This is a genomic window from Vibrio sp. 10N.286.48.C11, from assembly GCF_041469805.1.
GTDB classification, from domain to species: domain Bacteria; phylum Pseudomonadota; class Gammaproteobacteria; order Enterobacterales; family Vibrionaceae; genus Vibrio; species Vibrio crassostreae_C.
Genome location: NZ_JBFRLK010000012.1, coordinates 20516 through 38269, shown reverse-complemented (window position 1 = coordinate 38269; position 17754 = coordinate 20516). Strand labels below are relative to the sequence as shown.

At 40.7% G+C, this 17754-nt stretch carries 8 protein-coding genes and 2 pseudogenes; 2 read left to right on the top strand and 8 right to left on the bottom strand.

Features of this window, described 5'->3' with window-relative positions; genetic code table 11:
- Positions 1-335: 335 nt before the first annotated feature.
- Positions 336-2717 carry an alkaline phosphatase D family protein gene (locus AB4209_RS04405; RefSeq protein ID WP_372054978.1) on the top strand — a complete coding sequence of 794 codons (2382 nt, stop codon included), beginning with the start codon at positions 336-338 and terminating at the stop codon, positions 2715-2717.
- 1279 nt (positions 2718-3996) lie between these two features.
- Here the strand turns inward: AB4209_RS04405 and AB4209_RS04400 are convergent.
- The 7 genes and pseudogenes from AB4209_RS04400 to AB4209_RS04370 all read right to left on the bottom strand — a co-directional run bounded on the left by AB4209_RS04400 (position 3997) and on the right by AB4209_RS04370 (position 13966).
- Positions 3997-6351: a beta-galactosidase gene (locus AB4209_RS04400; RefSeq protein ID WP_372054976.1), complete on the bottom strand. Its 2355-nt coding sequence runs from the start codon at positions 6349-6351 to the stop codon at positions 3997-3999.
- 377 nt (positions 6352-6728) lie between these two features.
- Positions 6729-7472: a twin-arginine translocase subunit TatC gene (gene tatC, locus AB4209_RS04395; RefSeq protein ID WP_372054974.1), complete on the bottom strand. Its 744-nt coding sequence runs from the start codon at positions 7470-7472 to the stop codon at positions 6729-6731.
- Positions 7473-7651: 179 nt separating this feature from the next.
- Positions 7652-7912, bottom strand: a pseudogene (gene tatB, locus AB4209_RS04390) (Sec-independent protein translocase protein TatB); the annotation flags it as partial.
- Between the two features lie 3 nt (positions 7913-7915).
- The gene (gene tatA / locus AB4209_RS04385) at positions 7916-8158 is read right to left on the bottom strand and encodes a twin-arginine translocase TatA/TatE family subunit (protein WP_372054972.1); all 243 of its coding nucleotides are present in this window, start codon (positions 8156-8158) and stop codon (positions 7916-7918) included.
- Positions 8159-8597: 439 nt separating this feature from the next.
- Complete coding sequence (locus AB4209_RS04380) at positions 8598-10367, bottom strand: hypothetical protein (protein ID WP_372054970.1); 1770 nt, start codon at positions 10365-10367, stop codon at positions 8598-8600.
- 55 nt (positions 10368-10422) lie between these two features.
- Positions 10423-13290, bottom strand: a complete 2868-nt coding sequence (locus AB4209_RS04375) for a beta-galactosidase (RefSeq protein ID WP_372054968.1) — start codon at positions 13288-13290, stop codon at positions 10423-10425.
- Positions 13291-13324: 34 nt separating this feature from the next.
- Positions 13325-13966, bottom strand: coding sequence for a hypothetical protein (locus tag AB4209_RS04370; protein WP_372054966.1), 642 nt, complete (start codon positions 13964-13966; stop codon positions 13325-13327).
- Between the two features lie 635 nt (positions 13967-14601).
- Here AB4209_RS04370 and AB4209_RS04365 point away from each other — a divergent pair.
- A pseudogene (locus tag AB4209_RS04365) lies at positions 14602-15788 on the top strand (IS3 family transposase).
- Between the two features lie 289 nt (positions 15789-16077).
- Here AB4209_RS04365 and aldA read toward each other — a convergent pair.
- On the bottom strand, positions 16078-17520 hold the full coding sequence (gene aldA, locus AB4209_RS04360; protein WP_102469044.1) for an aldehyde dehydrogenase: 1443 nt from the start codon (positions 17518-17520) through the stop codon (positions 16078-16080).
- Positions 17521-17754 lie beyond the last annotated feature (234 nt).

Sequence of the window (17754 nt, the reverse complement as noted above, 5' to 3'; positions counted from 1 at the left end):
CTGATTTAGGCAACAACGCCCTGAGAGATAAATAAAATTGAACATCGAAACATTTATGTAAGGTACAAAACGCCTAAACAGAAAAACCACCTATGCCGTCAAGAACCAATATAGACGAATCTATTGGTTTTCCAATAACGTGTTACGTTAAAGGCAATCAAGGAATTCTCCCACAACCACCTAGATATCGTCATCGTTCATCACGACAACTGGTTAACTAATTTGCCTTTCCATGCCCACAAAGGCAAACCAAATCACATTTTTAAATCATTCTTCTGTTTCTAAAATACAATTCTGTTACTTTTAAGCCAACTCATGAACAAGGAAATATTATCATGTCAAGTAAAATCACAAGACGACATACTCTCAAACTGCTAGGTTCTAGCTTAGTCGCTGGCAGTGTTGTAGGGTGTCAAAGTACTGCTATTCCCAAAGCGGCAGCAAATACCGAAAAGACGCATACTGTAAAACCATTGAAAGATAACTGGGGTAACACCCATGACCGTATCTGGATAGGGAAAGAGTATTGGGCAAACCCAATGGAAGATTGGGAAATCAAAGACGGTGGCGTAGAAGTCAACAGCTTTGGCGGGAGCCGCAGTGTCCACTCTCTAACGCATCAATTGACAAACCCAGTAGAGGGCTTTGACGTAAGCGTTGTTGTACATCGAGTCGAAAAAACTAAGAAAGACGGCGGTGGTGGCATAAGGCTCGGTGCACGAAGCGATGTTAATGACTATCGTAGTAACTGTTTTATAGAGCGTGGTTATGATGCTGGTATCCTTGGGCAAGAGTTAGTGCTTGGAAGAGCTCGCACTCGTTTAAAAGAAAATGTCGATAATAAAGACGTTCTATTAAAACTAAATGGCCAACAAGTCGCTGGCGCGATGACTCTTAAGTTAGAAGCGTTCTTAAAAGAGAGTGGCGAGTCCATTGGTAAACTAACTGATATTACTTCTAATGACAAAATTAAAGGTAATATCGGGGTCATCAGCAACTTTAATATCAAGTCAACGTGGGGGCCTGCACCTAATGCTGAAGGGCGTGGGGCGCGATACAGATTTACCAACTTTGAGCTGAATGGTGGCGCTTTTTCTGCCAATGAAGACCAACGCTTTGGTCCAATTCTGTGGTCAATGTATACTCTGAACAACACACGAACAAGCGAAGGCTATGTATTAAAATTGAGCGTACTCACTGGTCCTATGGGTGAGCAAGACAATCAACAAGTCGAGCTGCAAGTCAAAGACGGCGATAAGTGGGTCTCTTATGGAAACGCTCCATTAGATCCACTTGGTTGGGTCGCAACCTTCAGAATTCCAAATTGGGATCAGGACAGTGAGCGTGAATTTAGAGCAGTATATTTTGAAAAGCATAAAGATGGCACTGAAACACCAGATATATGGACAGGTTTAATTCGCTCTGAACCAAAAGGAAAAAAATTAAACATGGCGGCGTTTACTTGTCAAAATGACTACGCCTTCCCTTATGCGCCTTTAGAGAAAAATGTCAGAACATTAGACCCGGATATTGTGTACTTCTCTGGTGACCAACTGTATGAAAGCCATGGTGGATTTGGTATTGTTCGCGCACCAGAAAATAAAGCTATCTTAAATTACCTTCGTAAATATTACCAATTTGGTTGGGCATTTAGAGAGATAATGAAAGACCGACCAACCATTTGCATCCCTGATGACCATGATGTTTTACAAGGAAACTTGTGGGGTGAAGGTGGTGCTATGATGAAGAATCCAGAAAAAGATCCGAGTGCGTCAATTACCCCTGGATATATTCAAACACCAGCCTTTATAAATACTGTTCATAAAACCCATGCATCACATCATCCAGAAGCTTATAACGCATCGCCTGATGAGGCGGTCAATGGAGTTACAGCATACTTTGGAGATATGGTATACGCGAATGTTAGCTTTGCTATTTTATCAGATAGACAATTTAAGAGTGGCCCTGATCGTGTAGGTGCTATTCATGGTGCAACTGGTCATGATGAAGATCCACTCTTTATCAATAAAGACCTTGATAAAGAAGGCTTGCAACTTTTGGGGCCAACCCAAGAAACGTTCTTGAAAGATTGGAGTAAAGACTGGAACGACCATGCGCTAAAAGCAGTATTAAGCCAAACGATTTTTGCGAACATCAACACCCACAATGGACGAATTAACCGTTACATGAAGTATGATTTTGATGGTTGTGGTTGGCCTGTGTCAGGTCGTAACCGAGCGGTCGATATCATGAGAGATGCAATGGCACTGCATATTGCAGGCGATACGCACTTAGCAACGCTATCTCAATACGGACTCGATAAGCAACGCGATAGTAGTTGGGTATTTGCTGTACCTGCTATTGGAGCCGGTTGGCAGCGTTTTTGGTTCCCAGAGAAAGTAGGCATACCACTTACTAACATCCCTCAACATGGTTTACCGGATACAGGAGAGTGCTTAGACTCCTTTGGCTCGTTAAACTATGTTTATGCTGTAGCGAACCCTGTCAAGCCTAAAGGTAGAAACCGTTACGTACGAGCTCAAGAAAAAGGTAGTGGGTTTGGTATGATTGAGTTCAATACGGAAGCATTAACGTATGAGTGTACCGCCTATCGATTCCTTGCTGATGTGACCGATCCAAAAGCGGACAACGTCTACGCAGGTTGGCCCGTCACCATTCAACAAAAAGAAAATAAAGGCGATAACGTAGTTAGTTAGTTATCTAACCCCACCTAAGATAGATTAAAACGCCCAATAAATTTCAATTGGGCGTTTTCAATTTGTCTCATTTAAACATCGACTCTTGCACGGATTATCATCGACCTCATTGTTTACGATCCTATCAGTCAATCATCTATTTCGAATAACCTTACCAAAATTTCACCACCATTTTGCAACCTGCCGAGTGACAGTTATACACGTAAATAGTGGCGACTGTGCCCCCCCTATTCACAATCGTCTTAGGTTGACTGTCAGTATTTTGGCCAAATGCCACTAGCTTGATATGCTAGCGACCTTAACCTGTATAAAATCGACGGCGGCCGTAATTAGAAACTGGAGTTCACGCCAACGGTACTCAAGTATCGGAACATGTTCATCCAAATTATGCCTGCCGTCAATGCGAACAACCGAAAGACAACAGCCATATCGCTCAAAAACCAACACCGATAAACCTTATTTCTCAGAGCATCGTGGCTAAAGCTTGCCTGCCTGACTCTGCCAACATCATTTTTGGCAAATACAAACACACGATACTACTTTATTACCAAGAATCCTCGTTTGCTCAATCGGGTACGAGCTATCCCCCACCATCATTGCTATAAAGACTGATCCAAATCAGCGAGAAGTTCATACTCCGCTGTATGCCACTTTGAAAGAGCACCTATTTAACTAAGAGCGGATGAAACATTGCTTAATGTACTTAAGGAGGATAGCAATGCCATATATGACTGTACTACCCAGGGCGAATCGCCTGAGGTGGCGTTAACAATGTGAAGAATATCGTGTTTTACCGACCACCGCCTTAATGGAGGCTATTATGGCGGTCTACAAACGGATAGTTATCCCGCTCATGTTAGGTGCAAGTTCATGACCGAGCTGACGAAAATGAACCCTGATATCGATGTTCTATTACGTTGGTTCTTCAAACACTGACAAAATCGCCCCGTGGTTTTATGGACGCTTACTATTTACTTTGACATTGATCAGCTAAGGTTGCGAAAAACATCTTTTCCTGCTGATTAGACTATTACAGTAATATGGGTGGGGGTGTGGTAGAGCAGTGTCGCTGAATCGATTTAAGCTAGATTGCAGATAAAACCCACAGCAGAGACTATCTAAATATGGTTTTATTTAATTATGGTACATGAGAAGTGACTCTCGCCTCTTGTAAGTAAGCTTTTTCTCATCATTATGGAGTAATCTAGTAAATAATGAGATTAGGTATAGCTAAAATAGAACTAAAAAGCCCTCAAAGTAACTCTTGAGGGCGTAAATACTAGTTCAAATCTCCATATCGGCGTTCATATAAAGAGGTGTGAAATTCTTTTGCTGCATCGACTAGTTCTTGATAAGGCGTATCTGTGATAGTGACAAAGCCATTATTGTAATTTTCTCCATCCCAGGCTCGTCCAGTGACTGGTGAATCTAGATACTGGAACCAATGTGCACCAACGAAATAAGGATTGTTGGCAATACTTTTCATGTAATGCTTAAACATGTCTGCACGCCACTGTTGTGACTCACCGTTGATACCTCCCGGATGAAACATTCCAGAATCCATCGCACCAAATGAAAACTCTCCTATAAAAGCGGGTAAATCATATTCAGCTAATTTACTCCAATCTCCCTTCGACTCAAGATCGTAGGCGTAGTGGTTAAACGACATGACATCGACGTAATGACTTGCCGCGGTCACAGATTCTGGTGTGAGCCCCCAATCAGCAAATCGGGAACCCAAGAAGAGATGATTTGGCAGCACAGCATTGAGTTCTTTATCTACGATATTAAAGAAAGTATTCGCATGCATCGTTAAAAATAACGAGAAATCCTCTTTAATAGTATCCGTATATTCGCCATTGAAGTTAAAGCCACCAGCGAGCTCCTCCCACGAAGAAAATTGAGTATCCCATGCAGAATTTAGTGCTTTGATATCGGAATATTTACTTTCTAAAGCTGTCATATAAGCGGCTTTTGCAGAGCTTTGCTTTGCATCTAAACGCAACATACCAATCGTTATTAGGTAGTGGCCAGCTTCCGTACCTTTTTTCCCCCAGCTGAGTTCATTTTCAACGAAAATCCCAATACACCATGGAGAGTCAGCGACATCTTTTGCTATATCCTTAGCCATTGAACGAACAGAAAGTTGAAACTGAGGGTCAAATGGGTCATGCATTGCGCCCCAGAAATCATTGTCTGTCGGAATTCTTTGATGGTCACCAACAATCCATCCATGAGCCGTATATGGCACTTTTGTATTAGAGTAGTACTCAGTGTCAGACCAATTACCCAACGAGGTGAAGCCCCAATCCATCATGCGAGATAAAACGACATCTTGCCACGTTTTGACGGCATCACTAAAAGAATCAGGTGCAAATTTACGTTGTAGGTTAGCAGCATAAAATGAGAATACTTCACCATGATTAAGTGGTCCATCATGAATCATATCACTGTATTGGTATGACTGAGATAGTGAATCATTATAATCAGGAAGCCAACTAAACATGTTATGACGCAGTTCCGCTTTGTTTACACGTTCGCCTTTCCTTTCAAGGTAAGGGAGCGATGATATTTCGCTTGGGCTAGCGTTAGAGGTTTGTGGTTCTTCATAGTTAGCAAAAGCGATACCCGTAGTGGTATAAGTGTCATTAAGTCGAATATTATCTAACCCTGTTGCAAAATAAAGATAGCCTTCTGGATCAACGAGCGCCCATTTCCCATCTATTTTCTGAGTTCTAAAATAGCCTGTATTTTCAACTTTAGGACCTTTCTTCCAACCACCAAATTTTGAGCGATCGCTCATTAATTTTACATTTTTTACTAATTTAAGATCTTCTTTTGCCCGTTGTTGCAATTGCTTATCGCTGTGCACCTTCTCTTTCCAGTCCGAACCCGTATATTGACCATATTGGTCAACAACATTTTCAAACCGTTTAGTGTTGACCGCTAAGTTAGGCAGTATAGACATACTTGATATTTCGAAACTGGCTTCATTTTGAGGGCTATACTGATATAAACGTACACTTGTAATATTACTAATGTCCAGTTCGGTTTCTCCCCAAGCAAAGCCTATTTGTTGTGCTTGACCTGGTTTACGTGGTGGCATACCACGCATACCTTCGTTAAAATGTTTATCTAAACTCTTTAACGTAAAGTAATACATACCTTTATCATTAGGAGAAAGCTGAACGTAACCCGTTCTACTACGTATTGAACCATTTGGATTAACACCATCGTCGACACGTATGTATAGCTGAGTCGGTTTTTCTCCTGTATAAGCTAAATCAATGCCGAGCGCAATATCTCCATATTCACTCCAATCCCATGGTTCAGGCGCTGAAAAAACGACACCAGGGAAAGTCGGACCAACACTAGAGTTAACTTGTAAGATTTTCTTGCTGTTTCGTTCTACTAACTCAATTTCTGAACCATTATGGCTTTCAATCACATCAAGATTGCCATCATTGAAATCGATAACCGAGGCGACAATATCTTCAGCGTTGTTGACTACCAACAACTTGGAGCTTTGATTTTCTGCCGTTGGTGATTTAGCTATGACATTTGCGTAAACATTTGTGCCACTTAAAATAATACCTGAAATAATTACAGATAAAGCCGATTTTCGTAATTTCACTGCAAACTCCTTGATTTTATATTGCAAAATGAACATTGGACCATTGACCCTGCAAGATAGATTAACCAATAATACAAATAGGTTATACTATTGTTTATCGGAATTGTGATGAATTAGAAGAAAAAAAAGATTGTATTTTAGATATTAAGTGTTTTAAGTATACATAGAATCGCTGAACTCAATATATTTCATGAGCAAACTCATCGCAGCGATGAATATCGTTAGATGCAATAGAGTGGCACCTTTCGGAGTAAGGCTCATGATGACATGAAGAACTCATCACCTTATTGCCAGCTATTTAATCACCGTCCACATTAGCTATGTAGCCAAACTCACCATATCATTACAATATTCAACCATATTTGAAAAGGATAGGATTATACTACCTCTTCTATTTCACGTTCATTACGATAAAAGCGAGCAAAAAACAAACCGACCTCAAAAAGAAAACACATAGGAATCGCTAAAAGGGTCTGAGAAATCATATCTGGTGGTGTTAACATCATACCAAAAACAAACGCACAAACCACGACATATGGTCGTTTCTGTTTCAGGCTTTCAGGGCTGGTAGCACCAGTCCAACATAATAAGATAATTGCCACAGGCACTTCGAATGCAATGCCAAAGGCCATAAACAACGCTAAAACAAAATCTAAGTAGCTAGCGATATCCGTTGCAAACTCAACATTACCCAAAGAGATAGCGGTAAAAAAGCCAAATACCAATGGGAATACGACAAAATAAGCAAACGCCACACCACAGTAAAACAATAAAGAACTAGATAGCATTAACGGAATAGTCAACCGGCGCTCGTGCTTATATAAACCTGGTGCAATGAATGCCCAAACTTGATAAAGAATGTAAGGTACGGCGATAAAAACTGAACCAATCAGAGTCAATTTAAGTGGTGTAAAAAAAGGAGATGCCACATCAGTGGCAATCATGGTTGCGCCTTCGGGGAGTCGCTCAACAAGAGGTGCAGAGACAAACTCATAGATATCATTTGAAAAATATATCAACCCTAAAAACACAACTAGAACTGAAACCAATGCACGAAGTAAATGATTACGCAATTCTAACAAGTGACTAATTAAAGGTTGCGTCTGCTCTACAGAAGACATAAGGGCCCTTACTTTCAATTTACATAATACGAATGGAAGGACCTACTAACAGCCTCTCAGGGAGCAGAACCGTGAGCACTTTTCTAGCCAAGGCAACCAATGCTATTAGGATTAAGATCCATATTTCAACGATGGTATCTAATCTCTACTTGAACTAGAAAATTCCAGTTATTGAACTACTTTTTAATTTCTTCTGCCGATGAATTCAAATCTGGAGATAAAGTATTAACATTTATTTTTTCAGCTTTACGTAGATTATCTTGCAACTCTTTAACCTTGAGTTCGTTTGAAAGCTCATCTGTTACGCTATTCATCATATTCTTCGCCGTGCCAAAAAACTTTGAAACACTTCTAATAGCATGGGGTAATCGTTCAGGTCCAAGAACGATTAATCCAACGACAGATATTAATAACAGTTCCAAAAAGCCAATATCGAACACCGATTACGCCTTCTCTTTTTCGTGATTAATGTCAGCAAATACTTTTTCTTCATGCTGCCCCAAGTTTTTATTCAAACCTGTATCTTTATGGTCAGACTGACTAAGTTCACTTTCATCCATTGCCTTCTTAAAGCCCTTCACCGCACCACCTAAATCCCCTCCAATACCTCGTAATTTTTTTGTACCAAATAGAAGCGCTACAATCACTGCGACGATTAAAAGCTGCCAGATGCTAATACCACCCATTATCTTTCCCTTAACTCTTAATATATCATTATAATATTTATCGCTTTAAACGATAAATCCATTTACCTAACTCTAGATGACACATTATTTATATTCAATATCCTCATTATCTAGAATTCTGACTTAGACTTATGTTACAGATTTACCTACTAACAAAAATAAACTTTAGACTAAACCTTGCGCTTCTCAGAATACGTTAACAATAACACTGCCAGACCAATAAATCCAAATTGGTAATCCAATTATGTGATGCATCTTTGTAAACGAGATTAAATTTGAAGAAGACCTTAGCGAACTGGGACACATTCGTTCTGTCATGAAAATAAATGGTACCTAGATGATGAGCTCTAGAGGAAAGCGATGATATAAGCGCATCAATACGCAACCATAAAAAATGCCAGTGTGGAACACACTGGCATTGACACGAAGAAAGAGGCAATTAACTTTTTCTTCTTCTAAACAATGTTAACAGTGGCAAGAAAAGCAGACCTAAAGGGCCAAAGCTACCACCTGCTCCAGTATAACTAGGATATACTGGATCTTCAGGCACGACTCCACTCGCCTCTGAGGTAGTCACTATTTTATCAACATATAAGTTGATTGGGTTTGAAGGCTGGTTAACAACCCCAATTTGAATAAACTCAACTTTTGACGCGTCAAATTTAGCACCTGCAGTTGCACTCAAATCTATACTAATCGTTTGCACCGCGCTCGCTGCAAACGCACTGATTGAAGCTGTATTGCTTGTTGCTGATGCTGGAACCGTAATAGTACTGGTTAGCACATGATCTTCAAAATCCGCCCAACCATTACCAGTATAACCAGTACTCCCAAGCTTAATCTCCACCAACTCATCTTTGGTAGAGTCAGTCATAAGATCAAGCTCTACATATTTTTCATTTGACCAATCCCAAGATACAACTTGGTCTACAAATTGACGTCGCATTCTCACTAAACGACAATCCATTTTTTCACAGTCCTCCATCGCACTGATCTGCCAAGCACTGTCGTCACCGTCCGTATCGAAATCCGAATCCTGAACGCCAATATTTGGCGCGACACCGTCCCAAGTATCAATCACTTTTCCTACGTACTTATCAAAAGTGACGATAGGTGTAACATCTGGATCTGGATCTGGATCTGGACCTGGACCTGGACCTGGATCAATCGTGCCGGCGACGGTTCGGAAGCTGTCGTAGTACACTTTACCTGGTTTATTTTGAGTCAAATAGCTTTGGACACCCGTAACATTGGATAAGACAAAGCCACTAGGTAATTCATTGAAATCGATCTCAACTGTGTGGAATGTATCGTCTTTTGGTACAGCGAATAAAAACTCTGCGGGGACACTAGTACCATTGCTATTTGACACTAATTTAATAGCGATCTTCGCGCTATCAGTGCCATTTAACACATCAAGCTTAAAGCCACTTTCTGAAGTCCAATCAACATTCCATCCGCCTACTTCAGAATAAATAGTGGTACCTTGCCAAGCTGCGGTATACTCAACTTCCCAAGAAGCACCGTCACCATCACTAGAGGCGTAATCTGACACTTCATTAAAACCATCTCTAGTTTGGTCAATGGTATCCCCTATATTAAATTTATCAGCAAATGACACTATAACTGTCTCATCGTCTCCCGGGACAATAATATCGCCACCACTCGGTTTACTATCCTCTAAACGAATGTTGTCAATTTGAAAGGTTACTTCTGAACCGTTATTAGGTTCCGAGTCTAATAAAAAGTTAATTTCAAAGACATTTGTAATATCAAAGCCATCAGGCAGTGGATCAGGAATTGCGAATTCTACCGTCTGGTATTCTGAATTTGATGAAGGTGTGACCTTCCCCCAAATGGGCGTAATATAATCACCATCACTTATTTTAACTAGTAGTGGCAAGTCCACTCCAGAATTGTTCAACACATCTAGTTTAAATAGCTTTTGACCTGTCCAGTCTTTACTCCAACCGCCCGATGAATACGGAAATAATTTAACGCCCATATTTTTTGGGCCCGTTGACTTTATTTGTAAATATTTATCGCCATTATTATTGACTACTTTGTTCGTTGTAGTCGAAGCAGAATCGATCGGCTCACCGGCGGCAATACCATTCGCCTGAAAGTCAGCCACCATTGTTTCAATGGCGTTAGCCGAACATGAGGCGCCTATGGCCAGCGCTATTGCACTAAATTTAATTATGTTCATTATCTTCCCTATTTATTTTTAACAATTTATTCCAAATAAATTGATTAAATCATCATTATTTCTTAAAACGCTTTTTGTACAGTTTTTCGTTGAAATCTTTAGCGGCTTTCCCCAGTTCTACATACGGTACATCGGCAACCGTAACGAAACCAATATTATAGTTTTCGCCATCCCAAGCCCTACCAGTAGCTGGCGAGTCAAGATATTGGAACCAATGTGCACCTACAAAGTAAGGGTTATCCACAATACTGTTCATATACTGGGTATACATTTCGGCACGCTGTTTCTGACCTGCAACTGAAACAATCCCACCATGGAACAAGCCAGTATCTGTTGCTCCGAAGTGAAACTCGCCAATCACACTTGGTTTATCCAGTTCTGGCAATAATTTCTTCCAGTGTGCTTTTTTGCCATCATTCAAATCATTGGCATAAAGGTTATAGCTCATGACATCAACATATTTAGCTGCACCTCTTGCTATTTCAGGAGTCACCCCCCAATCAGCGAATCGTGCACCAAGATATAGATGGTTAGGTAAGACGCGTTTGATCTCCTTGCGTACCGTAGAAAAATATTGCTCAGACAACATTTGCAGTAGCGTTGAATAGTCTTCTTTCATTCCCTTGCTAAGGCTCGAGCGATAATCAAACGATTTATCGAACTCTTTCCAATCCTTAACCTGAACATTCCACGAAGAATTCAGCTTAGAGATGTCACTGTATTTATCTTTAAGGAAGTTAGAAAATGCCTTTTTCGCAGGACTTTCTGCACTATCGTAACTCAATGCATTGATTACAAGGCCATAGTGGTTCGCCTCATTCATTACATTGCCCCAGCTGATTTCGTTGTCAACGAACGTACCGACAAGCCATGGGTCATTGTCTTTTACTTCCGAAGCAACTCTTTCTGCCATGTCACGGGCACTTGTTCTAAACTCTGGATCAAATGGGTCATGAATAGGCCCCCAGTAATCGTTACCGGTGCTAATGCGCTTGTGATCACCTCGAATCCAACCATGTGCCTCATAGGCCACTCTTTCAGAGCCAAAGAAAATTGGATCCGTCCAGTTGCCTAATGTGGTAAAGCCCCAATCGGTCATGCGATCCAGTGTGACATCTTTCCATATTGACTTAGCCTCCTCTTTAGACACGCCATATTTGCGCATCTGATTCGCTAAGTAGAAACTGTAGACTTCGCCTTTTTTGACCGCGCCAGAATGAACATATCCTGCATAACTATAGGCCTCGGCAAGCGGGTCAGAATACTCAGGAAGCCACTCAAACATAGAGTTACGTAACTCTGAATGAACTTTTGCCCCTTCACGAGTCGACACATCATCAAAATCAACACCAGTGATGGTCACGGTATCTGCCATGCGAATATTTGCGAGACCAGTCATGAAGAACTTACACCCTTGAGGATCAACCAATGTCCACTGACCGTCTACTTTCTCAGTTCTAAAGAAACCTGTGGCTTCCAATTTAGACCCTTCTGACCAACCTCCGTAAGTACAGCGATCACTTAGCGGCTTAGCTTTCCCAATATTCGCCAACTCTTTTTTGCCTGCTGCACGAAGTTCTTCATCAGAATGAATTTTTTCTTCCCATTCATCACCGGTAAATTGACCATACTTATCAACGATATTTTCATATCGACTGGTATCAGAACTGAGATCAGGTACTAACCGAATAGTATCAACAATAATTTCCGCGTCCTTCGTCGGATTTTGAAGATAAAGACTTATTGTATGGATCTCTGAAGTATTTAAGCTTTTCTCGCCCCAACCATAGCTAATGGCCTGAGCATCATAAGATAGCTTTGGTGGTTCACTTCGCATTCCTGATACAGTATTGCCCTTACTCGATGGCTGCAACGCCATATAGTAGGTACTTTTTTTGCCCGGTAATAATGTAACATAACTAGACATACTGTCTTTTACGCCGTTAGCAGTGCCGCCTTTTTGAGCATTTTCAGCTTGATCAATTCGCACGTAGAGTTGGACAGCATCATCAGTCGGGTTGTCTATATCTAACGCTAAATTAAAATCCCCTTTTTTAGACCAATCCCAAGGTTTATCTGATCTAAAAGCAATATTAGGATACGCATTTTTAGATGAAAACTTAACGTTTAAACCTTGCCCAGACAGCGTATCGACCAATTGGGTCGAAGTTCCTCTACTGTACGATTTACTCACGAATGTTTTTTTATCGTCAGAAAAATCTGTAATTTCTAGTAACGTTGGAATTGGGCCTGCATCAACAACCTTTTCTTCTGCAGAGATAAAGTCACCCGTAGCGTTCACTAACTCAAAATTATCTAAAACCACAGATCGTTGTTTCACTGAGCCTGGCACAAATACTTGAAGCTCGGATAGATGGCGAAGATTTAACTTTTCACCACCCCAGTAGTTTTCTAATTTGCGTTTAGAACCATTAAATAGCATTTCAACTTGTTCGGTTGCACCCGCAGGAATGGTCGCTGAATAATTAAGTTGGTTATTTTCTTCCCCCATTAGCCCGACATTGTCAGATAATTTAAAAATAACATTTATAGCTGTTCCCGATGGATTGGTTACATCTAATTTTAAACTTCCTTTTGAATTCCAATTCCAAGGACTAGCCTGAGGTTTTATTTTAACACTTGGCCATATTTTGTTTTTTTCTTCGTCAGAAACAGCATCAAAATTTATTCTTAGTGCATTTTTCCCATTAGTTACACCAACGAGACTTTCAAGCTCAACGGTTGAGTTTGTTGATGTCAATGCATTAACAAAAGCTGCGGTCTCGAAGTCAGGTAAATTAATACTGACAGAGTTACTGCTTACATTACTATCAGGTGCATCTATGGGTGTAGACTTACACCCATATAAAGACACTAAAATAGTAGAGAGCATAATCGCTATTTTAGATTTATTCGTATCCATGTTTTACTCAGCTAGAAGGGTTGTAAAAAGACCACTAAGATTGAGGCCCGATTAAGGTGAAATTATCAAGAATAATTGTTTGTTTCTCAATCGGGCCTTGAATAAATATTTTAACCTCTTTAATCTTGCTAAGATCTAGATCATCACCACCCCAGTATCCTGGCAAATTGTAAAGTTTTGCTTGGAATACAACTTCAACTTTTTCAGTTGCGCCGGCTGGGATCATTACTTTATGGTTCAACTGACGAGGCATGCCACCACCAGTAGTTCCAGCTTGATCAACAACTTTGAAGTTAATAAATGCGTGTTCATCAGTAGGGTTAGTGACATCAACTGTAAAACTTTCTTTATCACTCCAATCCCAGACACCGCCTGCTGGAGTCATAAATGCGTTAGGCCAAAATTTATTCTTATTGGCTTCAGATACGCCCTCAAAATCAATTTTAACCGCATTTTTACCCACGGTAACGCCTGTACCTTGAACTAATTCAACTTTAGACTTTTTACCTTTTATCGATTGCGCAAATTGAGCACTTTCAAAATCGGGGGCTGGAGCTACCGCAGCAGAAGCAGAAGCAGAAGCAGAAGCACCGCCAGCAGAACCCGTCGTTGACTGACAACCAAAACCTGTCAATGCAATAGCCGCTAAAAGAGCCGTAGTTTTAAATTTATTCATGATCAATTCCTTGATGGATATAGTTATTTAATGTGGGTTAACAACATGTCTGGGACAGGCCTCATTACTTGTTGCACTTCACTTGCTATCACCCTGATAATCAATTCCCCTAACAAGCATTTACACGGTTAACCAATAAACATGATGTTTACATGTCAAAATTAACACTCTGTCGCTTTGGGTTACCAATATCAGTAACGTTTGTTATGATATTCACTTCACTCGCTCTCTTCAAAGACCTAGATCTCAGAAGATACAAAATGTGTCATTTTCATCCTAATAATAGTGGTCCAGCCCTAAGGTTATTATTCAATTAACCCGATAGACTTATACTAACAATTGGAAAACCAATTTAACGTGACGCACATAACAAATCGCACTATTTGGTTGACAATAGAATGATCTCATTAACAAAATGATAAAAGTACTTTCCAAAAAACTCCGTCATAAATGTCTAGTATACAAATCTGATTATAACGTTACTTTTTGTCTCTACTTAACCAGTTGAGTATCGTAAAGCCACAAGCTAATCATTACCGATTAACCCGTATCGCCATCAGTTCTGTAGTGGTACGCTTAATTTGGTCACTTAGTTAGAGGTGATATCATCACCTGATAAGTTAACAGGTGGCACTATGACAAAGCGTACAAGACGACTATTTAGTGCCGATTTCAAATTGGAAGCAGCACAACTAGTTCTAGATCAGAACCACTCAGTGGCAGAGGCTGCTCAAGCGATGAACGTTGGTAAATCCACGATGGATAAGTGGGTTCGCCAACTAAAAGAAGAACGTCAGGGGAAAACACCTAAAGTATCACCAATGACGCCTGAGAAAATTGAAATACGGCAATTAAAGAAGAAGTTAGCTCGCCTTGAAGAGCATAATGAAAGATTAAAAAAAGCCACGGCTCTGTTGATGTCGGACTCAATGAACAATTCTTGATAATCAAGAAACTCAAGCAGAGCCACAGCGTAAAAATATTATGTGTAGTTTTCAATATTCATCGAAGCAGCTAAACTACTAGCGAAAACGTCCAGCAGAGATTAATGCTGAAACAGTAAAGCTCCATAGTTTAGTTAGCGAGGCTCACGCCGCAAGCAACGGCTCTGCGGGCGCTAGGACCATTGCTGACATAATCACGACTCAGGGAACTAACCTGAGTCGTGACAGTGCAACGAAGTTCATCAAAGCCCTTGGCCTAGTGCGCTGCCAAGTACCAAAACACTGATATCGCAGAACATCACAAGAATATATTGAGATCCCAAACCACTTAGGCCGCCAGTTTGCAGTTTCGGAGCCAAACAAAGTGTGGGTTGGTGATGTTACTTATGTTTGGACAGGTAATCGTTGGATGTACTTAGCCGTTGTTATCGATCTGTTTGCTAGAAAAATATTGGTTGGCCAATGTCATTATCGCCCGATAGTCGATTAACAAGTAAGGCTCTTGCCATGGCTTATGAGTCTCGTGGTAAACCACAAGGCGTCATGTTCCACAGCGTTCAAGGCAGTTATTGTGGCGCTTTCAGATCAAGCAAAGCTTATCTCGTCGAGGAAATTGCTGGGATAATGCACCAATGGAGCGCTTCTTTAGAAGCTTGAGAACGGAATGGATACCAACAGTAGATTATAGGAGCGTTGCAGAGGCGCAACAAGAAATTACTCGATACATTATTGGTTATTATTGCCAGCTCCACCCGCACCAATACAACGGTGGTTTAACACCCAATGAATCAGAACGATTGTTCTGGTTAAACTCTAAGAGCGTGGCCAATATCAGTTCACCACAGTTCGAACTGATACCGCCATCTCGCTTTTTCTAAATGAGTTAAATCAATCACTAAATAACAAACACTAGCAAGGAGGTAAACACTGAATCGCGCGCCCAGCCATTTGATGGACTAATGTCGTACGCATTTAATCTATGTCTGAAAACAGCCTTTCGAATCGGTAAGCCACGAAATAAATATGGCTTACCGAAGCTGGATTCTCGTTGTTCCATAACAACGCTGTGTTATTAGCTTAACCATTTAGTGATCTAAGCTATTCATGTCGTCGAAGAATGGCGAATCCTCTGATAAGAGAACAAAGCTTTGTTCTGTTACCTCTCCGTTAATCAAAATTCACATAGAATGTTTTTTTCTCTAAATATTGTTCAAATCCATATTTACCATCTTCACCACCTGTCCCGCTTAGCTTATAGCCATTATGGAAACCTTGATGTTGTTCACCATGTCCGCGGTTGATATAAACCTCACCCGACTCCAACTCCGACAACAATCGGTTAACATATTTCATGTTATTAGTGCAAACCATCGCCGCAAGACCATAATCGCTGTCGTTGGCATACCCGATCACTTCTTCAAAAGTATCAAATCGAATAACAGGTAAGATTGGACCAAACGCTTCTTCATGAACAATAGTCATTGCCTGAGTCACATCAGTCAGTACAGTGGGCTGGAACCAGAAACCTTTTTCAAAACCGGCCCCTTGAACACGTTCACCACCGTATGCTAGGGTAGCACCTTCATTGATAGCTTGGGCAACGAGCTCTTCCATATGAGCTAACTCACGAGCGTTTACTTTTGGCCCCATGTCACTCGTAGGATCCATTGGGTCACCCACTTTAATTGACGCGACTTTATCCATGAAAAGACGCATAAATTTATCGTAAACTCTACTGTGCACATACATACGTTCATTACACGTGCAAACTTGACCGCAGTTATCAAAACGTGAGTGCAGTGCTGCCGCGACTGCTTGTTCAAGGTTGGCATCCTCCATTACAATAAAAGGCGCCTTGCCTCCCAGCTCTAACTGAACATGCGCCATATTATTTGCAGATGCCTTAATAATAGATTGACCAGCAGGAGTACTACCCGTCATTGACACCATATTGGTCAACCTATCACCAACAAGAGCGTTACCTAACGTCCGTCCTCCGCCAGTGACAATATTTAAAACACCAGCCGGAATCCCGGCTTCCTCAGCAAGATACCCTAGCTCAAGTGTCGCAAGTGGTGTTTCAGACGTTGGCTTAATTACAATAGTATTACCTGCAACCAACGCGGGCCCAATCTTACGACCAGCAAGAGCCAACGGAAAATTCCAAGCCGTGATTGCGACAACGACTCCACGAGGCACTTTATGGATCATGATTTGCTCATTTGCATTATCGGATTGAACGATGTCACCATCCATCTGCCTAGCCCAATCACACGCATATTCAATAAAGGTACTGGTCACCTCTACCTCCCCCATTGCGACGCGATAGAGCTTTCCTTGCTCCCTAACAAGTAGCTCAGCTAAGTATTCTTTATTATCTCGAATCAATTGAGCAAACTTGCGCAGAATATCTGCCCGTTGTTTAGCTGGTGTTTTAGCCCAAGATTTTTGCGCCTGTTTTGCTACTTCAAGAATTCGTTTTGCATCGCTCTCATCAGCATTTTGAATCTCTGCAATAACCTCTTCAGTTGACGGACTAATGACTTGTTCAACTTGATTATTTGTTGCATCAATCCACTCACCGCCTACGTACATTTGATAACGCTTCATACAACACTCACCTTTTTATTAAATGCTAAAAAATTGGTTGAACAAAAGATAGCAGTTTAGTACGTAATTCTAAATAACCTACGTCACAAACACTAAAAAGAGTCTAAAAACTGCTATTTTTTATACTAAAAGTCTATCCAAATCAAAATAGGTTGATCTATTTCAAGAATTTAGCATTAAAAATAGCCTTTTTGTACAACCAATAGACAGAGGTCACAAACCAATTATTTATGC

Excerpts from the sequence above, each read along its gene's own strand:
- AB4209_RS04405 (WP_372054978.1), top strand. The coding sequence starts at position 336 with ATGTCAAGTAAAATCACAAGACGACATACTCTCAAACTGCTAGGTTCT.
- tatC (WP_372054974.1), bottom strand. The coding sequence starts at position 7,472 with ATGTCTTCTGTAGAGCAGACGCAACCTTTAATTAGTCACTTGTTAGAA.
- tatA (WP_372054972.1), bottom strand. The coding sequence starts at position 8,158 with ATGGGTGGTATTAGCATCTGGCAGCTTTTAATCGTCGCAGTGATTGTA.
- AB4209_RS04380 (WP_372054970.1), bottom strand. The coding sequence starts at position 10,367 with ATGAACATAATTAAATTTAGTGCAATAGCGCTGGCCATAGGCGCCTCA.
- AB4209_RS04375 (WP_372054968.1), bottom strand. The coding sequence starts at position 13,290 with ATGGATACGAATAAATCTAAAATAGCGATTATGCTCTCTACTATTTTA.
- AB4209_RS04370 (WP_372054966.1), bottom strand. The coding sequence starts at position 13,966 with ATGAATAAATTTAAAACTACGGCTCTTTTAGCGGCTATTGCATTGACA.
- aldA (WP_102469044.1), bottom strand. The coding sequence starts at position 17,520 with ATGAAGCGTTATCAAATGTACGTAGGCGGTGAGTGGATTGATGCAACA.